This is a genomic window from Streptomyces sp. NPDC091682, assembly GCF_044756625.1.
Taxonomy (GTDB): Bacteria; Actinomycetota; Actinomycetes; order Streptomycetales; family Streptomycetaceae; genus Streptomyces.
In genome coordinates this window covers 298,116-320,108 of the sequence record NZ_JBIVTH010000009.1, presented here as the reverse complement: position 1 = coordinate 320,108, position 21,993 = coordinate 298,116, and the positions used below count along the sequence as shown (strand labels likewise).

Sequence of the window (21,993 nt, the reverse complement as noted above, 5' to 3'; positions counted from 1 at the left end):
GGTTGCCAGGGGTACGGGTGCGCCTGCGCAGCACACCTCACTCCTCGGGCGCCAGTCCCCCCGTGGCCAGACCGTCCCGCGCGAGATCGGCGAGATGCCCGCTCAACTCGACGATCTCGTGCACGTCCCGCTCGAACGCGGACAGCACGCGGAAGGCGGAGCCGTAGCGACGTTGCTCGTCGATGCCCATCCGGGGGATCCGCGCGCCGCGAGAATCCAGACGGTAGCTCCCACTGGCACTCGTGGACCGACGATTGTTCACGGAGCTGCGCAAGAATCCCTGCAGGTAGTCCGTGTCGAGCTGATCGCTGGCCGAGACCGGCTCCGAGTCCTCGTAGCTGACCAGCCCGGCCCGAGCGAGATCCGCGACGCTGGTGGTCGCGCCGTCAAGCGAGCCCGGTCCACCGCCCTCGGCCAACTCGGGCAGCAGAGTGACCAAGCGACGGACCCTCTTCTCTACTTCCGCACGCAGGGCGGAGTACTCCGCGCAGTAGTCACGGTGCCGGGAGCGGAGGTGCGCACCGGGGGTGAGATCGACGGTGTCGTCGAGGAGTTCGATCAACGGCACGTCGGCGACCTGATCGGGGCGGGGATCCAAGCTGCCGTCAGGGCTGTTGCCGCTCAGATCGACCATGCGCACCGTGTGATTCGTGTCGGCGTTTCCGGAACCCTCAGGGCGCTGGAGACACCAAACGTGCACAGGTAGGGAGTGCGAGGTGGCCACGCCCGGCGGGAGGGCCACCACTTGTCTCAGGATGCCGCGGCGCACCAGCTCCGAGCGGATCCGGCGCCCTGCCTTGCGGTAGGCGACCGAGGCAGGCATGACCATGAGAACGTGGCCGCCCGGCCCGGTGTGTGCGTAAGCATGCTGTAGCCAGGCGAGCTCGCTTTCGGCCTTGGAAGGTGTGCCCAGCTCCCAGCGGGAGTCGAGCAGCAACTCCTCCCGCCCCCACTCGGTGATACCGGCCGGCGGATCGCAGACCACGAGATCGGCCCTCAGATCCGGCCAGGCGTCCGCACGCAGGGAATCCCCGGCCGCGACAGTGACGCGTGTGCGTTGCAGGAGATCGGCGCGGAGCTGCGCGAAACGAGCGCTGTCCGCGTCCGACTCCTGACCACAGCAGCGCGTGTCCACTCCCGCGCCCACGGCCAGGAGCAGGACTCCGATCCCACACGCGGGGTCGAAGATGGTGGCACCCCGGGGAAGATCGGGGGCGAAATGGCGTACGGCACGCACGATGCGTTCGGGGGTCACCTGATCCGATCCTGCCCGCCGCGCCGAGTCCATGAACCGCTCGGTCAAGCCGTTCACAAGATTGACAGGCGGTTCGCTCTGGGCGAGTCGACGCACACGTGCCACCAACTCGTCCGGCAGACCGGGCGCGGGCGCCCCGGCGAGCGTCGCAGCCACTTCCGCCAGTCCCGCGACCATCTGCTCTCCACAAAGCGCCCGAAGGGCTTGCCACAACTCGACCTCGGGCGAGAGCTCTTGGCCCTTGCGTTGCTTGTCGAGCCAGGCCTGGACCTCGACCAGCGCGAAGAGCGGACTGTTCGCCGCCCCTGCCGCCGGCACGGGGAAATCGTCGTGGCGCCGACGCCAGTTGGAGACAGCCGCCCGGGTGACACCGGCGAGGCGAGCGATCTCGGCTCCGGTAACCAAGGCGCCGACTGATGCAGCGGCTTTCTCCGTCATAGCCCCAGCGTACACGGGCAGGAGAGGACACTCCAGAGTGGAATCTGTTGACGTCGTACACAAACATACGTCAATCTCTCTCGTGTACAGCGTGTCCCGCAGGGATCCGCCGCGCGGACGTGTCCGCATGGGCTGCGCATTCCTCGCCCCTGTTCCACGGAGGCCCGCGATGACCACGAACACCGAAGTGCGCACCATCTACCGGTTGAGTTCCGTCGCTCCCACACCAGAAGCCATGCTCGACGTCTTCGATGCGGAGGCGCTGGACCGGCGCGGAGCGGACGTCCACTTCCCCGACCTGATCGGCGTCCCCGCTGTGTACATCACCTGCGGAATGGAGATCGACGAAGCTGCATGGTGCGCGCCCATGGCGCGCACCACCGGCATCACGGTCACCGAGAGTGTCCGCCGAACCGCGGCCGTCCTGCTCCTCGCCGTCGACGGCACGGTGTACGGCATCGGCTGCGACCAGGGGTACCGACTGATTCCCGACCACCTCAAGGACAAGCGTTTCGGACTCTCCTTCGTCATCCGACAGATGGATCCGACCATGATCCGCGGCGTGGTCTCGAAATCACTCGGGCTTGCACGTACGGACATCTCTCTGGTTCCCGGGGGTGCACCAGCGCCCCTGCTCGGCATCCGCGACCACTCGCGCATCGTGCGCAGCCTGGGTGGCTACCTCGATGGCATGCCGCTCACCCGCTCGCGCTATGCGCGGGGGAAGGCCGTCAGCGCTCAGGGCGGCTGCGGATTGAAGATCGCCCTGGGGATCGAGCCCGGCGAGCTGCTCTCCGACCTGCGCACCATCACCGCCATCTGCCACGAGGACGTCCCCCATCCGGAACTGGAGTTCGTCGACCGCATCGCGCCGGTCGGCGACCCTTCCACCCTCGAAGCGCTCGAACGGACTCTGGACGACCGCCTCGGCCTGACCGGCGGCGAACGGATCGCCATCTCCGTTCCCTTCGACCACCACGAGGCGTACACGGAGGCCACGACCTACCTCACACGGATCAACAGCACGGAGGCCAGGCGTTCCGACGGCTTCGACCTCGGTTACGTCCTCGAACGAGCCCGACTGGCACCATCCGGTAGGCGCCTCTCAGTACTGCGGGAGGGGACGGTCACGCTGGCGCGGGACCGCCGGGGAAACGCCGGCGAGATGCTCGCCGTCACCGACGCGCTGTCTTGGTTGGAGGCGGAGGTCTCCCTGGGTCCCCTTCGGTTCTTCCTGCTGGATGGCGAGTGGTACGAGGTGGGAGCGACCTACGTGGAGGAGTGCCGGGCCGCGGTCACCGCCATGCTGTGCCGTTCGCCCTCGATCACGCTGCCCCCCTGGAACGATGGTGAACGCGAGAACGCGTACAACAACAGGGTGGCCGACGAACGGCCGGGGTGGCTCTGCCTCGACACCAAGAACATCACCAATCCTCTCCGAAGGAAGGACCAGGTCGAGATCTGCGACCTCCTCACGCCCGACGGCACCCTGGTCCTTGTCAAGCGCGCGGGCGCTTCGGGTCCGCTGAGTCACCTGTTCCAGCAGGCCAGAGTCGCGGTGGAACTGCTCCAGGAGTCCGCCCGAGCCCGTTCGGATTTCACTGCGAAGGTCGCCCGCCTCAGTCAGGACCAGTACGTGCTTCCAAAGGACTTCACGCCCTCGCGCATCCTTCTTGCCATCCAGCTCAAGCACCGCGAGAGCCTGACTCCGGAGTCACTGTTCGGCTTCTCCCAGATCACGGTAGTCCAGACCGTAAAGGCCTTGCTGGCTCGAGGCGTGACCGTTGAGGTGACGGGCATTCCGGAAGGTGGCGCCGGCCCGATCCCCTACACGTCGCATCGTGCGCACATCAGTGCGGGCGTCCCCTGCTGAGCACCCCGGACACCGCTTCATTCACCCTGACAGGCGCCTGGCCTTTGACAATGGGTCAGATCGGAACACGGCTCCGTTCGAACGTCATTCGAGAAGCGCGCTTTTCGCTCAGGGCCGGCCAATTCATCGCGCCCGAATGGCTACTCGCCGTCAGCCACCAGGCCGAAGAAGACGTACAGCCCGATGAAAACGTCACGCACTGTGCCTGTCCGGGAAGGGGTCACGTCGCCCAAGCGTTGTGCCGTTGGCGCACGGCACTTCGTGATCCGCACTGTTGACAACTGGGCCGGCAGTCGCGCCGACCGCAGTGAGACCGATCCCGCTGACCGGCTCCGGACACCCGGCAACCGGCTGGCCCGTGCCAGCCGGGCCACACGGCGACGTCGAAACCCGCCCGATGTGACGGGCTTTCAGAGCGAGCGTCACACGAGCGTCATGAACCTGAGGAGCGTGCAGCCACGGCTTGCGCAGCCGCCGTTGGCCCTGGATGAATCCGCAGGTCAGGCGCGTATGGCCGACAAGCCTCGCGCTTCACCTGTTGGACAGGCGGAAACAGGTGAAGCGGACCGCGACGGCCACGAAGCCGCAGTTCAGGCGGCCTTCGCGATGGGTTCCAGGATCGCCACGCACTCCACGTGGTGGGTCATCGGGAAGAGGTCGAAGACGCGGAGGGTGCGGACGCGGTAGCCGGCCTCCTTGAAGTAGCCCAGGTCGCGGGCGAGGGCCGCCGGGTCGCACGCCACGTAGGCGATGCGGCGCGCCGAGAGGCCCGTGATGTGGCGGACCGTCTGCTTGCCCGCGCCCGCGCGCGGGGGGTCCAGGACGACCAGGTCGCATTCGGTGATGCCGGTCTTCGGGAGGATCGCCTCGACCTTGCCCTGCTCGATGCGGACCCGCGGGAAGTCCGCCAGGTTGTGGCGGGCGTCCTCCACCGCGCGCTTCGTCGACTCGATGCCGAGGACGGCCCCGGTCTCGCCGAGTCGTTCCGCGAGGGCTCCCGCGAAGATGCCGACGCCGCAGTAGAGGTCGAGGGCCATCTCGCCCTTGCGCGGCATCAGGCCCTGCATGACGGCCTTGATCAGGGTGTCCGCGGCCTGCGGGTGGACCTGCCAGAAGCCGCCCATGCCCACGCGGTACGTACGGCCGTCCGCGCGCTCCCGTACGAAGGGGCGGCCGTGGACGCGGTGGACCCCGCCGTCCTTCTCCTCCACGCGAAGGACGGAGACCGGCTTGTCCAGCTCCACGAGGGGGAGGCGGCCGCCGGGGCGGGGGGTCAGGACGACCTGGCGGTCCTGGGAGCCGGTCGCCGCGATCGCCTCGACCGTGGCCATCTGCGGCCAGTCCTGCTTCTCGATGCCCAGTTCGCTGACGCCGGGCGCCGCGATCATGCAGTGGTCGACCAGTTCGATGGCGTGCGAGCGGTGCTTGCGCAGGCCCGCGTTGCCGTCCTCGTCGATGGCGAACTGCACGCGGGTGCGCCACTGCGGGACCTGGCCCGCCGGCAGCTTGTCGCCCTCGGCCGGCATCACGGTGCCGTCCCAGCCGGCTTCCTCCGGGGTGAGCCCCGCGAGCCGCTTCAGCTGCTCGGCGACGACCTCGCCCTTCAGCCGGCGCTGGGCGCCGGGCTTGGCGTGCTGCCAGTCGCAGCCGCCGCACTTGCCGGGACCGGCGTACGGGCAGGGGGCCGCCACGCGGTCCTTGGAGGCGTCGAGCACGGTGATCGCGTCGGCGCGCAGGTAGCGGGAGTCCACGTCGCCCTCGGTGACCTTGGCGATCACCTTCTCCCCCGGGAGGGTGTGGCGGACGAACAGGACCCGGCCGTCGGCCGTGCGGGCGATGCAGTGGCCCCCGTGCGCAACGGGGCCGACCTCGACCTCGTACTCCTCCCCGACCAGTGACTGCTTCTCGTTCTGCTCGGCGCTCGTCATGGTGGGGAGACTCCAAAAAACTGAAAAGGAAAACGGCCGGACGACCGACCCACCAGTTTACGTGGATCTCGTCCGGCCGTTCACCAACCTCCTAGCCCTTGGAGGAGGGCTCCTTCGGCGGTCGCGGGGTGTCCACCGGGCCGCGACGCACCGCACCCGGGGCGTTCCAGTCCTGGCGCTTCTTCGCCCGCCGCTTGGCCAGCTCCGAGGACTCCAGCTGGTAGGGCACCGAGGTGACCATCACACCGGGGGTGAAGAGCAGCCGGCCCTTGAGGCGCAGCGCGCTCTGGTTGTGCAGCAGGTGTTCGTACCAGCGGCCGACGACGTACTCGGGGATGTAGACGCTGACCGCGTCGCGCGGGTTCTCGCTGCGCAGGCCCTTGACGTACTCGACCACCGGGCGGGTGATCTCGCGGTACGGCGAGTCGAGGATCTTGAGCGGGACGTTGATCCCGCGCCGGTCCCATTCTTCGCGCAGGGCCTTGGTCTCGGCCGTGTCGACGCTGATGCTGAGGGCTTCCAGGGTGTCCGAGCGGGTCAGCTTGGCGAACGCCAGGGCGCGCAGCGTGGGCTTGTGGACCTTGGAGACCAGGACGATCGAGTGGACCCGGGAGGGCCGCACGCTGTCCTCGCTGGGGCCTTCGGCGGCGGCGATCTCCGCGGAGACGCGGTCGTAGTGCTTGCGGATCGCGGTCATGGTGCCGTAGAAGATCACCATGCCGAGCAGGGCCACCCAGGCGCCGTGGGTGAACTTGGTGGCGAGGACGACGACCAGCACCATGCCGGTGAAGAAAGCGCCGAAGGTGTTGATGGCCCGGCTACGGTGCATCCGGCGGCGGGCGGCGACGTCGTGCTCGGTCTTCAGGTGCCGGTTCCAGTGCCGGACCATGCCGATCTGGCTCAGGGTGAAGGAGACGAAGACGCCGACGATGTAGAGCTGGATCAGCTTGGTCGAGTCGGCGTCGTAGATCCACACGAGCAGCATGGCCGCGCCCGCGAGGAGCACGATGCCGTTGGAGAAGGCGAGCCGGTCGCCGCGGGTGTGCAGCTGGCGCGGCAGGTAGCGGTCCTGGGCGAGGATCGAGCCGAGCAGCGGGAAGCCGTTGTACGCGGTGTTCGCGGCCAGGAACAGCACCAGCGCGGTGGCCGCGGCCAGCAGGACGAACAGGAAGCTGCCGTTGCCGAAGACGGCCTCGGCGACCTGGGAGATGACCGGGTGCTGGACGAATTCGGGGCCCACGGGGACGCCGTTGTCGAGCAGGTCGGTCGCGGGGTTCTCCGCCATCCGCACGTCGGTGGCCATGGCCAGGCCGATGATCCCGCAGAACATGGTGACGGCCAGGGCGCCCATGAGGGCGAGGGTGCTGGCCGCGTTCTTGCTCTTGGGCTTGCGGAAGGCGGGGACGCCGTTGCTGATGGCCTCGACGCCGGTCAGGGCCGCGCAGCCGGAGGAGAAGGCCCTCAGCAGCAGGAACACCATCGCGAAGCCGGCCAGGCCCTGCTGCTCGGGCTTGATCTCGAGATTCGCGGTGGGGGCGGTCATGGTGTCGTCGAGGACGAGGCCCTTCCAGGCACCCCAGCCGATCATGACGAATACGGCGGCGACGAAGACATAGGTCGGGATCGCGAAGAGCTTCCCGGATTCCTTCACACCGCGCAGGTTCATCAGTGTGAGCAGAAGGATCATGACCATCGCCGAGAGCACCTTGTGCTCGATCACGAAATCCACCGCGGAGCCGAGATTCTCGACTCCGGAGGAGATCGACACGGCGACGGTCAGGACGTAATCGACGAGCAGGGCGCTCGCCACGGTGAGGCCGGCCTTGGGTCCGAGGTTCGTGTTGGCGACCTCGTAGTCGCCGCCACCGCTGGGGTACGCGTGGACGTTCTGGCGGTAGGACGCCACGACCGTGAACATCAGCACGACGACCGCGAGCGCGATCCAGGGGCTGTACTGGTACGCCGACACGCCCGCGATCGACAGGACCAGCAGGACCTCGCCGGGGGCATATGCCACGGAGGACAGCGGGTCGGAGGCGAAGACGGGAAGGGCGATCCGCTTGGGAAGGAGTGTTTCTCCGAGGCGGTCGCTGCGTAGCGCCCGGCCGATCAGGATCCGTTTGGGCACGTCGGTCAGTTTGGACACGCAGAGGATCGTAAGCGTTCGAAATCAGACTGACGAACCCCGCACCCCCTCATACCGCAATCCCGCCGCAATTCCTCCCCACCCGCAGCACGACTGCGACGCAAGAGACCCCATCGGTGACCGCCCGTGTGTAGCTTGGGCCATGGTCTGAGACCCTGTTAAACCAGAGCATGCAATGAGGCTGGGAACCAGCGAGTCGCTGACAGCCGGAAGGACGGCCGTGCACATCGTCATCATGGGTTGCGGAAGAGTGGGCTCCGCCCTCGCGCAAACCCTGGAACAGCAGGGGCATACGGTCGCCGTCGTCGACCAGGACCCCACCGCATTCCGCCGGCTCGGCGCCGGATTCGGCGGCCGCCGCGTCACCGGGGTCGGCTTCGACCAGGACACCCTGAGGGAGGCAGGAATCGAGGACGCGGGCGCCTTCGCCGCCGTCAGCAGTGGTGACAATTCCAACATCATCGCTGCCCGCGTGGCCCGCGAGATGTTCGGCGTGGAGAACGTCGCCGCCCGCATCTACGACCCCAAGCGCGCCGAGGTCTACCAGCGCCTCGGCATCCCCACCGTCGCCACCGTGCGATGGACCGCCGACCAGATGCTGCGCCGTCTGCTGCCTTCGGGCGCCGAGCCGCTGTGGCGCGACCCGAGCGGCGGGGTGCAGCTCGCCGAGGTGCACACCTCCGCCGCCTGGATCGGCCACAAGGTCAGCAAGCTCCAGGACGAGACGGGCGTCCGCGTGGCGTTCCTCACCCGCCTGGGTGAAGCGATGCTGCCCACGTCGGCGACGGTCCTGCAGGAGGGCGACCTCGTCCACGTGATGATGCGCACGGACGAGATCGACAAGGTCGAGGCGGCGTTCGCCGAGGGGCCCGAGGAGGCACACGCATGAGGGTCGCGATTGCCGGTGCGGGCGCGGTGGGCCGATCCATCGCGGGCGAACTGCTGGAGAACGGCCACGAGGTGCTCCTGGTCGACAAGGCCCCGACCGCCATCTCGGTCGAGCGGGTGCCGCAGGCCGAGTGGCTGCTGGCCGATGCCTGCGAGATCACCTCGCTGGACGAGGCGGCGCTGCAGCGCTGCAACGTGGTCATCGCGGCCACCGGTGACGACAAGGTCAACCTCGTCGTCTCGCTGCTCGCCAAGACCGAGTACGGGGTCCCGCGCGTGGTGGCCCGCGTCAACAACCCGAAGAACGAGTGGCTCTTCAACGAGTCCTGGGGCGTCGACGTCGCCGTCTCCACGCCGCGCCTGATGTCGGCCCTGGTCGAGGAGGCCGTGAGCGTCGGCGACCTGGTCCGGCTGCTGCGCTTCAGCCACGGTGACGCCAACCTCGTCGAGCTCACCCTGCCGGCCGACTCCTCGGTCGCGGGCACCCAGATCGGCGACATCACCTGGCCCGAGGACACCTCGCTGGTCACGATCATCCGGGGAAACCGGGTCCTCACCCCGCACGGGGAGGAGACCCTGGAGCCGGGCGACGAACTGCTCTTCGTGGCCGCCCAGGCCCGCGAGGAACAGCTGGAGGACCTCCTCCAGGCCCGCCGCTAGCCCTGCGGGCACGCTGGACGACGAAGGGGGCGCGCCCTGCCGGGCGCGCCCCCTTCGGGCTTCCCGGCCCCCAACGCGGATACCTCGGCCCGCCGGGCCCGGGTTCCCCTCCACGGCCTCGACGCTGCGACCGCGGCCCCTCGCTCCCACGGCGGCCCTGGCCCGGGAGACCGGAGGCTGGAGGCCGGAAGCAGCCCGCCACGGCCTCGGCCCGCTGGGACTCGACCTGTACCGGGGGCCGCCCCGCCCACCCGGCGGCCGTGCAGGGCTTCCTACGGCCGTCCGCGGCCCGGCCCGCCCGCCGGCCCGGCAGGCGGGCTGGCGGCGCTCCCGCGCCCGTCCGGGGCCAGGAGCCGGGAAGCCGGGAGCCGGGACGCTGCCCGACCGTGGCCCGACACGGACCGCCCGGCTACCGGCTCCCAGCTCCCGGCCCCGGACTCCCCGCTCACCCTTGCACCCCGGCACCCCGGCACCCCGGCACCCCGGCACCCGCAGACCCGCTCCCACCGCAGGGACCGGCAACGCGAAGGGGGCGGGACCGGCCTCCTGGGCCGGTCCCGCCCCCTTCGTCGGCTACGCGCCGTCAGGCCTTCGGCCGCTTGGCGGCGGCCTCCGCCGCCTCCTTGGCCTCCCACTCGGCGATCACGTCGATCGGCGGCGGCGCCTTCGCCAGGAAGACCCAGGTGAAGTACACGGCGAGCACCATCGGCGGGAGCTTCAGCGCGATCAGCACCCAGCCCAGCTGCGTCGCGTCACCCCACCAGTACAGCGGGAAGAGGATCGCGTACTTGGCGAGGAAGATCAGGCCCCAGGCCAGGCTGGCCTTGACGTACGCCTTCTTGCGCCCGGGGTTGCGGGTGCGCCAGGAGAGGTTCTCCTTGAACACCGGGCCCAGGATCACGCCGAGCAGCGGGAAGCCCACCAGCGCTGAGAGCGTGAAGGCCACGCCGAGGCTGACGCCGTAGATCATGCCCGGCAGGTAGAAGCCCTTCGGGTCGCCCGTGAACAGGGCGAAGGCCACGCCCACACCCACGCCGAAGACCCCGCTGAAGGCGTGCTTGACCGTGTCCTTGCGCAGCAGCCGCACGAGCACCAGCAGGACCGCGACCGCGCCGGCCGCGATGGCCGACGACTTCACGTCCTTGTTGATCGTGTAGATCATGACGAAGAGCAGCCCGGGCAGCATCGTCTCCACGGTGCCCCGGATACCGCCGAAGGCGTCGAAGAGCGCCGCCTGGGTCACGGCCTTCTGGTCTGCGGAAGGGGTGGCGGCATGGCGGGCGGCGGCGTGGCGCGGCCCGGTCGAGTCCGGGGTGGTCGGTTTGTCGAGTGACGTCACCGGTCAGTGCTCCTGTCCGAGCGGGCGGAGTTCGTACTTCGGGTTGAAGAGCACCCGACGGCCGTGGGTCATGGAGATGCGCCCCGAGGCGATCATGCGTCTGCCGGGCTCGATTCCCACGATCGAGCGACGCCCGAGCCAGACCACGTCCAGCGCGGCCGAGCCGTCGAAGAGCTCGGCCTCCAGGGCGGGAACGCCCGCGCGCGGCCGCAGGGTGACGGTGCGCAGGGTTCCGGTCACCTTGACTATCTGACGGTCGTGGCAGTCGCAGATCCGCGTGCACCCCGCGGCTTCTGCGTCCTCCTGCAGCTCCGCCGAATGCAGCTCCTCCTGGGAGGTGGACAGCCGCTCAATCATCCGGCGGAACCGGCCCGCAGGCCTGACCGGCTTCGCGGACTTCTCGGGACGCGGTTCAGCACTCATACAGGAAGCGTACCGGCGCGCCCACTACCGCTCGAAGCGGTATCCCATGCCCGGCTCGGTGATGAAGTGCCGCGGATGCGAGGGGTCCGCCTCCAGTTTGCGCCGGAGTTGGGCCATGTAGACCCGCAGGTAATTCGTCTCGGTGCCGTACGAGGGCCCCCAGACCTCCTGGAGCAGCTGCTTCTGGCTGACCAGCTTGCCGCGGTTGCGGACCAGGACCTCCAGCAGGTGCCACTCGGTGGGCGTCAGCCGTACGTCGCGGCCCCCGCGCACGGCCTTCTTGGCGGCCAGGTCCACCGTGAAGCCGTCCGTCTCCACGATCACCTCGTCCTCGACGGAGCCCGCGGACGGCTCGGCCCGGCGGACGGCGGCGCGCAGCCGCGCCAACAGCTCGTCCATGCCGAAGGGCTTGGTGACGTAGTCGTCGGCGCCCGCGTCCAGGGCCTCGACCTTCTCGTCGGAGCTGTGCCGGGCGGAGAGGACCAGGATCGGTACCCGGGTCCAGCCGCGCAGGCCCTTGATCACCTCGACCCCGTCCATGTCGGGCAATCCGAGGTCGAGCACGACCACGTCGGGGTGGCGTGCGGCCGCGAGCTCCAGTGCGCTCGCGCCGTCGGCCGCGGCGTCGACCTCGTACCTGCGCGCCTTCAGGTTGATCACAAGCGCTCGGACGATCTGCGGCTCGTCTTCCACCACGAGCACCCGGGTCATTGAGGTCCTGCCTTCTGTCGCGTCAACCGATCACGGTCGTGATCAAGTTCGTTCTGTTCGTTCTGTTCCATGGGGTCCGCCGTCGCACCCGCCCCGGCGTCGGCGTAGGCGTCGGCGTCGGCGTAGGCATCCTCGCCCGCGCCCGCGCCCACCGTGGCACGCTCCGGTGCCCGGCCGCCGCCCACCGCGCGCAATGTGAGCACCATGGTCAGCCCGCCCCCGGGAGTGTCCTCGGCCGACAGGGTCCCGTCCATGGCTTCGGCGAAGCCGCGGGCGACGGCGAGCCCGAGGCCCACGCCGGCCCCGCGCGGGGCGTCCCCGTACCTCTGGAAGGGGGCGAAGATCCGGTCCTTGGCCTCGTCGGGCACGCCCCGCCCGCGGTCGACGACGCGGACCTCGACCCGGTCGCCGAGGCAGCTGGCCGCCACCAGGACGGGCTCCCCCGCCGGGCTGTACTTGACGGCGTTCTCCACCACGTTGGCCACGGTCCGCTCCAGCAGCCCCGGGTCCACCGCCACCATCGGCAGTACCTCGGGCACGTCCAGCAGCACGCTGTCCTCCGGTACGCCGCCCAGCGCCATCGGGACCACCTCGTCGAGGTCGATCTCGCGGATCAGCGGGGTGACGGTGCCGGTCTGCAGCCGGGACATGTCGAGCAGGTTGCCGACCAGGTGGTCGAGGCGGTCAGCACCGTCCTCGATGCCTTCGAGGAGCTCGGCCCGGTCCTCCTCGCTCCACTCCACGTCAGCGGAGCGCAGGGAGCTCACGGAGGCCTTGATGGAGGCCAGCGGCGTACGGAGGTCATGGCTGACGGCGGCCAGCAGCGCGGTGCGGATCCGGTTGCCCTCGGCCATCCGGCGCGCCTCCTCGGCCTCGCCGACCAGCCGCTGGCGGTCCAGGACCACGGCGGCCTGCGCTGCGAAGGCACCGAGCACCCTGCGGTCCTCGGCGGGCAGCACCCGGCCGGACAGGGCCAGTGCCATGTGGTCCCCGATGGGCATGTCCACGTCGGCGTCCTCGGGCCGGGCGACGGGGCCGGGGCCGACGCTGCCGGCCGGTTTCCAGGGCTCCACGTCGTTCGCCCGCTCCAGCAGGGCCACGGACTCCATGGCGAAGGTCTCGCGCACCCGCTCCAGCAGCGCGTCCAGGGCGTCCTCGCCGCGCAGCACGCTGCCGGCGAGGAAGGAGAGGATCTCGGACTCGGCGCGCAGCCGGGCCGCCTGGTGGGTGCGGCGGGCGGCGAGGTCCACGACCGAGGCCACGGAGACGGCGACCCCGAAGAAGACGGCGATGGCGACGATGTTCTTGGGGTCGGAGACCGTGAAGCGGTGCAGCGGCGGCGCGAAGAAGTAGTTCAGCAGCAGCGAGCCGAGGGCGGCGGAGGCCAGGGCCGGCCAAAGCCCGCCGAGCAGTGCGGCCGCCACCGTCAGCGACAGGAAGAGCAGCATGTCGTTGGCGAGGCCGAGGTCCGCGTCGACGTGCGTGAGCAGCAGGCACAGCAGTACTGGCAGGACCGTCCCCACCACCCAGCCGGCGATGATCCGGGGCCGCCCCAACCGGGCCGCCGAGGGCACCACGGGCAGGCCGCGCCCCTTGGCGACGTGCTCGTGCGTGACGATGTGCACGTCGAGGTCGGGCCCCGAGTCGCGGGCGACGCTCGCACCGACCCCGGGGCCGAAGACGTACTGCCACGAACGGCGGCGGCTGGAGCCGAGCACGATCTGGGTGGCGTTGACCCCGCGGGCGAAGGCGAGCAGGGCGTCGGGGATGTTGTCGCCGATCACATGGTGAAACGTTCCTCCCAGGTCTTCGACCAGGGTCCGCTGGACCGCGAGCTCCTTCGGCGAGGCGGCGGTCAGCCCGTCGCTGCGGGCGATGTAGACGGCCAGGATCTCGCTGCCCGAGCCCTTGGCGGCCATCCGCGAGGCGCGCCGGATCAGCGTGCGCCCCTCCGGCCCGCCGGTGAGCCCGACGACGATCCGCTCCCGCGCCTGCCACGTCGAGTGGATGTCGTGCTCGCCCCGGTACTGCTGGAGGTACTCGTCCGCGCGGTCGGCCACCCACAGCAGCGCCAGTTCGCGCAGTGCGGTGAGGTTGCCCGGCCGGAAGTAGTTCGACAGGGCCGCGTCGACCTTCTCAGGCTTGTATATGTTCCCGTGGGCCATCCGCCGGCGCAGGGCCTGCGGGGACATGTCGACCAGTTCGACCTGGTCGGCCCGGCGGACCACCTCGTCCGGCACGGTCTCCCGTTGCCGCACCCCGGTGATCGACTCGACCACGTCCCCGAGCGACTCCAGGTGCTGGATGTTCACGGTGGACACGACGTCGATGCCAGCCCGCAGCAGCTCCTCCACGTCCTGCCAGCGCTTGGCGTTGCGCGAGCCGGGCACGTTGGTGTGCGCGAGCTCGTCCACCAGCGCTATGGCGGGCCGGCGGGCGAGGAGCGCGTCCACGTCCATCTCGGTGAAGGCGGCGCCCCGGTAGCCGAGGGGCTTGCGCTCGACCTGTTCGAGGCCGTGGAGCATGACCTCCGTCCGCGGCCGGCCGTGGTGCTCGACGAAGCCGACGACGCAGTCCGCGCCCCGCTCCACCCGGCGATGGCCCTCGGAGAGCATCGCGTAGGTCTTGCCCACACCGGGTGCCGCGCCGAGGTAGATCCTGAGCTTGCCGCGTCCCATGCGCCCCATTCTCCGGGACCTCCACGCCGCACACGCACCGATCGGCGCCCCGGCGCCGATCCCTGACGGATCCCTGACGCGGGGTGCGGGGCCCCCGACTTCCGGGGGGCGCGCGGACAAGCCGGTGGGCCCCGCTCCCGAAGGAGCGGGGCCCACCGGCCGAAATGCACGACGAGCCCCCCTGTGCGCGGGGGCCGTCCGAGGTCGTCCGAGGTCAGCGGACCTCGGTGATCTCCGGGCCGCGTTCGAGCTGCCCCATGCCGCCGCCGAAGCGGGAGCCTTCCTGGTCGTCCGTCTGCACACCGTCCGGCACCATCTGGGCGTCGTTCGGCAGCTTCAGGACGATCGGGTCGCGCGGAGCCATCGGGCCGTCACCGCGGACGACGACGGTGTCCCGGAAGATCTGCTCCAGCACGCCCGCCGACTCGGGGCGCACCGCGCCCTGGCCGGAGATGACGCCGCGCAGGAACCAGCGCGGGCCGTCGACGCCGACGAAGCGGACCAGCTGGGCGCCGGTCTGCCCGTCCGGGAGCGGTACGGGCACCTGGGCGCGCAGCTCCCAGCCCAGCGAGCCCTGGGCCTCGTCGATGATGCCGCCCTGCTGGGTGATGCCCGCGGCGATCTCCTCGCGGACCTCGCCCCAGATGCCCTCCTTCTTGGGCGCGGCGAAGGCCTGCAGCTGCACGGCACTGTCGCCCAGGACCACGGTCGCGGCCACGATCGCGTCCCCGGCGACCTCGACGCGCAGCTCCATGCCCTCGACGCCGGGTACGAGGATGCCGCCCAGGTCGACCCGGCCGTCGGCCGGGTTCCCGAGCACCTCGGAGACGTCCCAGGGGCCGTCGGGCCGCGGGGCCGGCGGCAGGTTCACCCGACGCGGGGCGGCGCTCTCCTGCTCGCCCGTGTCGTCCTGCTCGGCGACGCCGTCTACGACCTGCTCGGCCGCGCCGCCGTCATGGGCGGAGTCGTTCTTCTTGCGACGTCCGAACACGTCACTGTCCTTCCCGGTCGGTTACGACCGAAGCGTAGCCATTCCCACCCTGCTGACCAGCCCCGGATCCGGCCACGGCCGCATGCCCGCCGGTGGAGCCGAAGCCCCCCTCGGCCCGGGCCGAGCCGGGAAGTTCCGCCACCTCGTGGAAGCGCACCTTCTCGACCCGCTGGACAACCAGCTGGGCGATGCGGTCGAAACGCTCGAACCGGACGCTCTCGCGAGGGTCGAGATTGACCACGATCACCTTGATCTCCCCACGGTACCCGGCATCCACCGTCCCCGGGGCATTCACGAGCGCGAGCCCGCAGCGTGCGGCCAGGCCGGACCGCGGGTGCACGAACGCCGCGTACCCGTCGGGCAGGGCGATCGAGACGCCGGTGGGCAGTACGGCGCGCTCGCCGGGTTCCAGCTCGGCGGCCTCGGTGGTGACGAGGTCGCAGCCGGCGTCGCCGGGGTGCCCGTATGCCGGAATCGGCACCTCCGGGTCGACTCGACGGATCAGTACGTCGACCGGCCGGTGGGAATCGTGGTTGCTCTGGGACATCAGGGGTTCACCTCAAAGGCGCGGGCGCGCCTGACCTGGTCCGGGTCGGCCATCGCCGCCTGGATCTCCTCGGGCCGTCCGTTGTCGATGAAGTGGTCGACCTTCACCTCGATGAAGAGGGCGTCGGCACGGACGGCGACCGGGCCCTGCGGTCCGCCTATCCGGCCGACGGCCGTGCAGTAGATCTTCCGCCCGGCGACGGCGGTGACCTCGGCTTCCAGGTACAGCACGGTGTCCACGGGCACGGGCCGTACGAAGTCGGTCTCCAGCCGCCCCGTCACCGCGATGACGCGCAGCAGCCAGTTCAGGGAACCGAGCGTCTCGTCGAGCGCGGTGGCGAGCACCCCGCCGTGGGCGAGACCGGGTGCGCCCTGGTGTGCGGGCTTGACGGTGAACTCGGCGGTGACGCGCACGCCCTCGCCCGCACGGGCCTCCAAGTGGAGTCCGTGGGGCTGGCCCTCGCCACAGCCGAAACAGTGCTCGTAGTGCGCACCGAGGAGCTCGCCGGGTGCGGGCGCGTCAGGGTGCCTGACCGGCGCGGCGGCATCGGCCGGGGGCGTCAGCGCTGTGTTTCGTCCACTCACAGCCGCAGACCTTACCCGCGCGGCTACCCACCGGTCGCCTCGTGGCAGGCTTGACCGCATGCAGCTCTCCTCCGCGCACCACGACGAACGTCTGACCGCCCCCCGCTCCTGGTGGGGCATCGCCGTACTGCTCGGCCTCGCGTGCGCGTTGATGTTGCTGCCGCTGGGCACGATGCCGCTGCTGGCCGGGCTGGTCGGGGGTACCGCGCTGGCCGGGCGGGTGGTGAGCTCGTACGGATCGGCGCGCGTGCGCGTGGTGGGCGGTGCCCTGGCGGCCGGCGACGCCCGGATCCCGGTGACGGCCCTGGGCGAGCCCGAGATCCTGGACGCCGAGGAGTCGCGCGCCTGGCGCACGTACAAGGCGGACACCCGCGCCTTCATGCTGATGCGCAGCTACGTGCCGACCGCGGTCCGCATCGAGGTCACCGACCCGACCGACCCGACCCCGTACGTGTACGTCTCCACCCGTGAGCCGCAGGCCCTGGTGGCGGCCCTGCTCGCCGCCCGTACCCAGGCGGCCTGACCGGCCGGTGGGGCCGGTGGTGCGGCCGGGGCGGACCGCCCCGGCGGAGGGCCTCAGCCGTGCACGGAGGGATCCGCGGCCTCCAGCGCGATCCTGGTGGCCTCGGGAAGGGGCCCTGCGGGCCGTTCCAGGGGCGGCAGGGAGCTCAGGGTGTCCCAGCCCACGGCCCGCCGCCGCAGGTCACCACGGACCTTCTCGGCGAGTTTGCGGGTGTCCCGGCGGTTCATGACCGCGCCGACGGCGGCGCCCACCATGAACGGCATGAGGTTCGGCAGGCTGCGGAACATCCGCTTCATGATCTGCTGGCGCAGTTCGCGCTTCATCTGCCCGCCGAGCGCCGCGTTCAGCGTGGTCGGCTTGGTCAGGTCGACCCCGCGCTCCTCCGTCCAGGCGGTCAGGTAGGCGAGGCTGCGCTCCGTGAGGCCGCCGTGCGGTCGCCGGCCGTAGACCTCGTGGAGTTCGGCGATGAGCTTGAGCTCGATGGCCGCGACCGCGGTGATCTCGGCCGCCAGTTCCGCCGGCATCGCGGGCGGCACGGGCAACATGGCCGCGGCGCCGATTCCCGCACCCACGGTCGAGGTGGCGGCGCAGGCGCCGGACACCAGCTTTTCGGCGAGCTGCTCGGGGCCGAGGCCCGGGAACTGCGCGCGCAGCGTCGCGAGGTCCCGAACCGGAACGCGCGGGGCGTTCTCGATGATCCGGTCGGTGACGTACTGGGTGGCGCCCTTGACGCCTTCGCCGCCCTTGCGCACGCCGTTCTTGACGGCCTGGACGGCTTGCGTCCGACGAGCCCCGGAGCCGTGCCGGGACCCCTCGTCGGGATCGGTTTGCGACGGCACCGCCGGGGCGGTGTCGTACGGCCCGGCGATCGCCGCACTGGCGGAGCCGCCGGAAGCCCCAGGAGCCGTTTCCGGATCCATGGGTGCCACCTGCGTCTCCGCCGGATCACCAGATTTCCGGAAGCGGCGCTCCCGGAAGGGTGTGGAGCCAGCCACGACCGACGCCTATCAGTCGCAGTCGCGACAGATCGGCTGGCCGTTCTTCTCACGTGCCAACTGGCTGCGGTGGTGCACCAGGAAGCAGCTCATGCAGGTGAACTCATCGGCCTGCTTGGGCAGGACCCGGACGGCCAGCTCCTCGTTGGAGAGGTCCGCACCGGGAAGCTCCATGCTCTCGACAGAGTCGAATTCGTCCATGTCCGCGGACGAAGTCGACTTCTCGTTGCGCCGGGCCTTCAGCTCTTCGATGCTGTCGTTGTCGACGTCATCGTCGGTCTTGCGCGGGGTGTCGTAGTCCGTTGCCATTGTTCGCTCTCCCCCTCTGGGTGTTAGCGGTGTCTCAGCGCACGTAACGCACGAGAGGCCGGACTTGTGCCCGACCTGAGGCGGAGATTTTGCCTCACATCAAGGTCTGTTACTCAATCGACACCCAGCCGCCCGCCCGAAGGACGATTGGCTGGGATGACGAGCGGGACCGTACACGGTCCGGGGGCCGTCTTGCACAAACGCCACCCCGTGTATTTCCCGCCATCCGAGGGGCCGGAAACCCGGACTTCCCGGGCTTTACGGCCGCGGCGGGGTCACTGAACGCACATGGACAGACACCGGCCACTGTGATCGATCACACAGGACCGATTGTTTTCACAGGGCAGGTATTCAGCCAAAAGCGAACACGGGGTCGGGGTCTCACAAAGGAAGAGTGACACGCATCACGAGGCCACCGCCCTCCCGCGGCATCGCCTGGATCCTGCCGCCGTGTGCGCGCGCCACGGAGCGCGCGATCGACAGGCCCAGCCCGACACCCTTGTCACTGCCCGTGCGCTCCGTACGCAGCCGCCTGAAGGGCTCGAAGAGGTTGTCCACCTCGTACGCGGGAACAACGGGACCCGTGTTCGATACCAGGAGGACCGCCTGATCGTGCTGGGCCTCGGTGACCACCTCCACCCAGCCGTCCTCCGGCACGTTGTACCGGACGGCGTTCTGCACCAGGTTGAGCGCGATCCGCTCCAGCAGCACCCCGTTGCCCTGCACCACGGCCGGTGCGCGCTCGCCGCGGATCTCCACGCCCTTCGTCTCGGCCTCGCCGCGCACCTGGTCGACGGCGCGCGAGGCGACCTCCGCCAGGTCCACCGGCTTGCGCTCGACGATCTGGTTCTCGCTGCGGGCCAGCAGCAGCAGGCCCTCGACCAGCTGCTCGCTGCGCTCGTTGGTGGCCAGCAGGGTCTTCCCGAGCTGCTGGAGCTCGACCGGGGCCCCGGGATCGGAGAGGTGGACCTCCAGCAGCGTCCGGTTGATCGCGAGCGGGGTCCGCAGCTCGTGCGAGGCGTTCGCGACGAACCGCTGCTGGGCCGTGAAGGCCCGCTCCAGCCGGTCGAGCATCTCGTCGAAGGTGTCGGCGAGCTCCTTGAGCTCGTCGTCCGGCCCGTCCAGCTCGATCCGTCGGGTCAGGTCGGAGCCGACCACCCGGCGCGCGGTCCGGGTGATCTTGCCGAGCGGGGAGAGCACCCGGCCGGCCATCGCGTAGCCGAAGGCGAAGGCGATGATGCTCAGGCCCAGCAGGGCCATGAGCGACCGGCTCAGCAGGTCGTCCAGGGCGTGCCGGCGCTGCTCGAGGACGCACTGGTTGACCGCCGCGTTGAACTGCTCGGGCTCCAGCGGGCCTCCCATGACACCCGGGCAGTTGGTACTGGAGACCTTGACCTGGCCGCCGACGATCTGGAACGGCAGCGCATTGCCCTGCCGCAGCGCCTGCGCCGCCAGTAGGTAGATGATCGACAGCAACAGGATGCCGGCGATCAGGAACATCCCGCCGTACAGCAGCGTGAGCCGTATCCGGATGGTCGGCCGCAGCCACGGGAAGGGACCCTCGGGCTGGCCGGGGTCCCATGTCGGTTTCGGTGGCGCCGCCGGTGGCGCCGGGGTGGTCGCCATGCGCATCAGATCCGGTATCCGGAGCCGGGCACGGTCACGATGACGGGCGGCTCACCCAGCTTGCGGCGCAGGGTCATCACGGTCACCCGGACGACGTTGGTGAAGGGGTCGGTGTTCTCGTCCCAGGCCTTCTCCAGCAGCTGCTCGGCGGAGACGACGGTCCCCTCGCTGCGCATGAGCACCTCCAGCACCGCGAACTCCTTCGGTGCCAGCTGGACCTCCTTGCCCTCGCGGAACACTTCCCTCCGGTTCGGGTCCAGCTTGATGCCGGCCCGCTCCAGTACGGGCGGCAGCGCGACCGTGGTGCGCCGCCCGAGCGCCCGTACGCGGGCGGTCAGCTCGGTGAAGGCGAAGGGCTTGGGCAGGTAGTCGTCCGCACCGAGCTCCAGCCCCTGCACCCGGTCGCTGACGTCGCCGGAGGCGGTGAGCATCAGCACGCGGGTGGGCATGCCGAGCTCGACGATCTTCCGGCACACGTCGTCACCGTGCACGAGCGGGAGGTCCCGGTCGAGCACGACCACGTCGTAGTCGTTCACGCCGACCCGCTCCAGGGCGGCGGCGCCGTCGTACACGACGTCCACGGCCATGGCCTCCCGGCGTAGTCCGGTGGCCACCGCATCGGCGAGCAGTTGCTCGTCCTCGACGACGAGTACGCGCACGTCGTTTCCTTCCTCCGAGCCCAGAAGGGCACACGTGTATTGCGTCGCCCATCCTGCCCGTTTCGGCCATAAACCGGCTGTAAGGCGGCTCGTGGAGGGGCTGACGGGGCGCAAGTGAGGATTCCCTGGCCCCGTGAGGTTTCTGGGCCCGGGGCGCAGGGGAGGACGAGATCACACCCCATCCACTCCCTGACGGCGGAGAGCCACGTTCCGCCGCCGACCCACGAAGAGGGGGCGAACCCATCATGGACGCATTCACCGCGGGTCTCCTGCAGCGCATCAGGACCACGCAGTCGGACCTCAGGCACGCCCGCGAGACGGGCGACGACTTCCTCGCGGAAGTGGAACTGGCGGAGCTGGAGGACCTCCAGCGCCTGGCCGCCGAACACGGTGTCCCGGTCTCGGCCGCCGTGCCCGCCTGCTGATCCCCCGATCGGCCGGCCCGCCCTTCCCGCACGACTCCGCACGACCCCTGCACGCATCCTGCTTCCGCACGGCCTCTGCAAGATCCCTGCACGACCCTTGCGCGACTCCTGCAAGACCTCTGCACGACGTGGACCCCGGACGCCCGAGCGGGCATCCGGGGTCCACGTGCTTTCAGTCGTGCGTGCTTTCAGTCGTGCCAGGCTCCGGACTCCTCCAGCAGCGGCTGCAGCGAGGCGAACACGGCCGGCGTGGCGGCCAGGGTCAGCTCGCCCGAGGCCGGCTCGCCCGGACGGCCCCCGGTCAGGGCCCCGGCCTCGCGGGCGATCAGGTCACCGGCGGCCAGGTCCCACGGGTTCAGTCCCCGCTCGTAGTACCCGTCCAGCCGCCCGGCGGCCACGTCGCACAGGTCCAGCGCCGCCGACCCGCCCCGCCGGACGTCCCGCACCAGCGGGATGATCCGCGCCGCGACCTCGGCCTGGTGGGCCCGCCTGGTCTGGACGTACGCGAAGCCGGTCCCGAGCAGCGCCTGGTCCAGCGGCGCCGCCGACCGGCAGGCGAGGCGCGTCGTCCCCAACCACGCCCCGCCGCCGAGCACCGCGTGGTAGGTCTCCCCGCGCATCGGGGCCGCCACCACGCCCACCACGCTCTCGCCGCCGTACTCGGCCGCGATGGACACGCCCCAGCTCGGGAGCCCGTAGAGGTAGTTCACGGTGCCGTCCAGTGGATCGACGATCCAGCGCACCCCGCTCGTTCCCGGGGCGTCCGCGCCCTCTTCGCCCAGCAGCCCGTCCTCGGGACGCCGCTCGGCGAGGATGCCGGTGATCAGCTTCTCCGCCGCGATGTCCATCTCGGTCACCACGTCGATCGGGCTGGTCTTCGTCGCCGCCACCGCCAGATCGGCCGGTCGGCCGTCCCGCAGCAGGGCCCCGGCCCGCCGGGCGGCCTCCAGGCCCACTTCCAGCAGTTCGGCCTTCAGCTCGTCAGAGATCACGGT

The 21,993-nt window shown here is 70.4% G+C and carries 20 protein-coding genes; 5 read left to right on the top strand and 15 right to left on the bottom strand.

The features are described from left to right. Positions 1 to 37: 37 nt before the first annotated feature. A complete protein-coding gene (locus tag ACIQK6_RS22720) occupies positions 38 to 1,693 on the bottom strand; it encodes an N-6 DNA methylase (protein ID WP_329098547.1) in 1,656 nt (551 codons plus the stop codon). Between the two features lie 169 nt (positions 1,694 to 1,862). Here ACIQK6_RS22720 and ACIQK6_RS22715 point away from each other — a divergent pair, with 169 nt between their 5' ends. Continuing rightward, positions 1,863 to 3,566 carry a TIGR04141 family sporadically distributed protein gene (locus ACIQK6_RS22715; RefSeq protein ID WP_329098549.1) on the top strand — a complete coding sequence of 568 codons (1,704 nt, stop codon included), beginning with the start codon at positions 1,863 to 1,865 and terminating at the stop codon, positions 3,564 to 3,566. A 590-nt stretch (positions 3,567 to 4,156) separates the two neighbouring features. Here ACIQK6_RS22715 and ACIQK6_RS22710 read toward each other — a convergent pair. Beyond that, positions 4,157 to 5,494 (bottom strand): TRAM domain-containing protein, encoded by a 1,338-nt coding sequence (locus ACIQK6_RS22710; protein WP_329098551.1) that lies wholly within the window; start codon positions 5,492 to 5,494, stop codon positions 4,157 to 4,159. Positions 5,495 to 5,585: 91 nt separating this feature from the next. Continuing rightward, entirely contained in the window at positions 5,586 to 7,640 is a 2,055-nt protein-coding gene (locus ACIQK6_RS22705) for an APC family permease (protein ID WP_329098552.1), read from the bottom strand. A gap of 220 nt (positions 7,641 to 7,860) precedes the next feature. Here ACIQK6_RS22705 and ACIQK6_RS22700 point away from each other — a divergent pair, with 220 nt between their 5' ends. After that, positions 7,861 to 8,529, top strand: coding sequence for a TrkA family potassium uptake protein (locus tag ACIQK6_RS22700; RefSeq protein ID WP_030016272.1), 669 nt, complete (start codon positions 7,861 to 7,863; stop codon positions 8,527 to 8,529). After that, complete coding sequence (locus tag ACIQK6_RS22695) at positions 8,526 to 9,188, top strand: TrkA family potassium uptake protein (protein ID WP_189739014.1); 663 nt, start codon at positions 8,526 to 8,528, stop codon at positions 9,186 to 9,188. Before ACIQK6_RS22700 ends, ACIQK6_RS22695 begins: the two co-directional genes overlap by 4 nt. Before the next feature lie 583 nt (positions 9,189 to 9,771). Here ACIQK6_RS22695 and ACIQK6_RS22690 read toward each other — a convergent pair. The 7 genes from ACIQK6_RS22690 to ACIQK6_RS22660 all read right to left on the bottom strand — a co-directional run bounded on the left by ACIQK6_RS22690 (position 9,772) and on the right by ACIQK6_RS22660 (position 16,461). After that, complete coding sequence (locus tag ACIQK6_RS22690) at positions 9,772 to 10,527, bottom strand: DUF3159 domain-containing protein (protein WP_329098553.1); 756 nt, start codon at positions 10,525 to 10,527, stop codon at positions 9,772 to 9,774. Between the two features lie 3 nt (positions 10,528 to 10,530). After that, positions 10,531 to 10,950, bottom strand: coding sequence for an OB-fold nucleic acid binding domain-containing protein (locus tag ACIQK6_RS22685; protein WP_301365780.1), 420 nt, complete (start codon positions 10,948 to 10,950; stop codon positions 10,531 to 10,533). Positions 10,951 to 10,974: 24 nt separating this feature from the next. Then, the gene (locus ACIQK6_RS22680) at positions 10,975 to 11,661 is read right to left on the bottom strand and encodes a response regulator (RefSeq protein WP_329098557.1); all 687 of its coding nucleotides are present in this window, start codon (positions 11,659 to 11,661) and stop codon (positions 10,975 to 10,977) included. Then, on the bottom strand, positions 11,658 to 14,339 hold the full coding sequence (locus ACIQK6_RS22675) for a DUF4118 domain-containing protein (RefSeq protein WP_402695329.1): 2,682 nt from the start codon (positions 14,337 to 14,339) through the stop codon (positions 11,658 to 11,660). Before ACIQK6_RS22675 ends, ACIQK6_RS22680 begins: the two co-directional genes overlap by 4 nt. 214 nt (positions 14,340 to 14,553) lie before the next feature. Further along, positions 14,554 to 15,330: a DUF3710 domain-containing protein gene (locus ACIQK6_RS22670; protein WP_402695328.1), complete on the bottom strand. Its 777-nt coding sequence runs from the start codon at positions 15,328 to 15,330 to the stop codon at positions 14,554 to 14,556. Position 15,331: 1 nt separating this feature from the next. Continuing rightward, positions 15,332 to 15,877 carry a dUTP diphosphatase gene (gene dut, locus ACIQK6_RS22665; protein WP_030008773.1) on the bottom strand — a complete coding sequence of 182 codons (546 nt, stop codon included), beginning with the start codon at positions 15,875 to 15,877 and terminating at the stop codon, positions 15,332 to 15,334. After that, positions 15,877 to 16,461 carry a PaaI family thioesterase gene (locus ACIQK6_RS22660; RefSeq protein ID WP_030008772.1) on the bottom strand — a complete coding sequence of 195 codons (585 nt, stop codon included), beginning with the start codon at positions 16,459 to 16,461 and terminating at the stop codon, positions 15,877 to 15,879. Before ACIQK6_RS22660 ends, dut begins: the two co-directional genes overlap by 1 nt. A 58-nt stretch (positions 16,462 to 16,519) precedes the next feature. Here ACIQK6_RS22660 and ACIQK6_RS22655 point away from each other — a divergent pair, with 58 nt between their 5' ends. After that, positions 16,520 to 16,984: a DUF3093 domain-containing protein gene (locus ACIQK6_RS22655; RefSeq protein ID WP_402695327.1), complete on the top strand. Its 465-nt coding sequence runs from the start codon at positions 16,520 to 16,522 to the stop codon at positions 16,982 to 16,984. A 53-nt stretch (positions 16,985 to 17,037) separates the two neighbouring features. Here ACIQK6_RS22655 and ACIQK6_RS22650 read toward each other — a convergent pair whose 3' ends face one another. The 4 genes from ACIQK6_RS22650 to ACIQK6_RS22635 form a co-directional block, all read right to left on the bottom strand. Then, a complete protein-coding gene (locus ACIQK6_RS22650) occupies positions 17,038 to 17,979 on the bottom strand; it encodes a hypothetical protein (RefSeq protein ID WP_402695326.1) in 942 nt (313 codons plus the stop codon). A gap of 12 nt (positions 17,980 to 17,991) precedes the next feature. After that, on the bottom strand, positions 17,992 to 18,288 hold the full coding sequence (locus ACIQK6_RS22645; RefSeq protein WP_030008769.1) for a DUF4193 domain-containing protein: 297 nt from the start codon (positions 18,286 to 18,288) through the stop codon (positions 17,992 to 17,994). A 381-nt stretch (positions 18,289 to 18,669) separates the two neighbouring features. Next, positions 18,670 to 19,914 carry a HAMP domain-containing sensor histidine kinase gene (locus ACIQK6_RS22640; RefSeq protein WP_329098568.1) on the bottom strand — a complete coding sequence of 415 codons (1,245 nt, stop codon included), beginning with the start codon at positions 19,912 to 19,914 and terminating at the stop codon, positions 18,670 to 18,672. 5 nt (positions 19,915 to 19,919) lie between these two features. After that, positions 19,920 to 20,573 (bottom strand): response regulator transcription factor, encoded by a 654-nt coding sequence (locus ACIQK6_RS22635; protein WP_329098570.1) that lies wholly within the window; start codon positions 20,571 to 20,573, stop codon positions 19,920 to 19,922. Positions 20,574 to 20,818: 245 nt separating this feature from the next. On the opposite strand from ACIQK6_RS22635, the gene ACIQK6_RS22630 reads away from it, so the two are divergent. After that, the gene (locus tag ACIQK6_RS22630) at positions 20,819 to 20,998 is read left to right on the top strand and encodes a hypothetical protein (RefSeq protein ID WP_030008766.1); all 180 of its coding nucleotides are present in this window, start codon (positions 20,819 to 20,821) and stop codon (positions 20,996 to 20,998) included. A 188-nt stretch (positions 20,999 to 21,186) separates the two neighbouring features. Here the strand turns inward: ACIQK6_RS22630 and ACIQK6_RS22625 are convergent, their stop codons facing one another. After that, positions 21,187 to 21,990, bottom strand: a complete 804-nt coding sequence (locus ACIQK6_RS22625; protein WP_402695325.1) for an inositol monophosphatase family protein — start codon at positions 21,988 to 21,990, stop codon at positions 21,187 to 21,189. Between the last annotated feature and the right edge of the window lie 3 nt (positions 21,991 to 21,993).

Bases quoted from the DNA above. Each gene is read 5' to 3' on its own strand.
- ACIQK6_RS22720 (WP_329098547.1), bottom strand. From the start codon at position 1,693: ATGACGGAGAAAGCCGCTGCATCAGTCGGCGCCTTGGTTACCGGAGCC.
- ACIQK6_RS22715 (WP_329098549.1), top strand. From the start codon at position 1,863: ATGACCACGAACACCGAAGTGCGCACCATCTACCGGTTGAGTTCCGTC.
- ACIQK6_RS22710 (WP_329098551.1), bottom strand. From the start codon at position 5,494: ATGACGAGCGCCGAGCAGAACGAGAAGCAGTCACTGGTCGGGGAGGAG.
- ACIQK6_RS22695 (WP_189739014.1), top strand. From the start codon at position 8,526: ATGAGGGTCGCGATTGCCGGTGCGGGCGCGGTGGGCCGATCCATCGCG.
- ACIQK6_RS22685 (WP_301365780.1), bottom strand. From the start codon at position 10,950: ATGAGTGCTGAACCGCGTCCCGAGAAGTCCGCGAAGCCGGTCAGGCCT.
- ACIQK6_RS22680 (WP_329098557.1), bottom strand. From the start codon at position 11,661: ATGACCCGGGTGCTCGTGGTGGAAGACGAGCCGCAGATCGTCCGAGCG.
- ACIQK6_RS22675 (WP_402695329.1), bottom strand. From the start codon at position 14,339: ATGGGACGCGGCAAGCTCAGGATCTACCTCGGCGCGGCACCCGGTGTG.
- dut (WP_030008773.1), bottom strand. From the start codon at position 15,877: ATGTCCCAGAGCAACCACGATTCCCACCGGCCGGTCGACGTACTGATC.
- ACIQK6_RS22655 (WP_402695327.1), top strand. From the start codon at position 16,520: ATGCAGCTCTCCTCCGCGCACCACGACGAACGTCTGACCGCCCCCCGC.
- ACIQK6_RS22645 (WP_030008769.1), bottom strand. From the start codon at position 18,288: ATGGCAACGGACTACGACACCCCGCGCAAGACCGACGATGACGTCGAC.
- ACIQK6_RS22640 (WP_329098568.1), bottom strand. From the start codon at position 19,914: ATGGCGACCACCCCGGCGCCACCGGCGGCGCCACCGAAACCGACATGG.
- ACIQK6_RS22630 (WP_030008766.1), top strand. From the start codon at position 20,819: ATGGACGCATTCACCGCGGGTCTCCTGCAGCGCATCAGGACCACGCAG.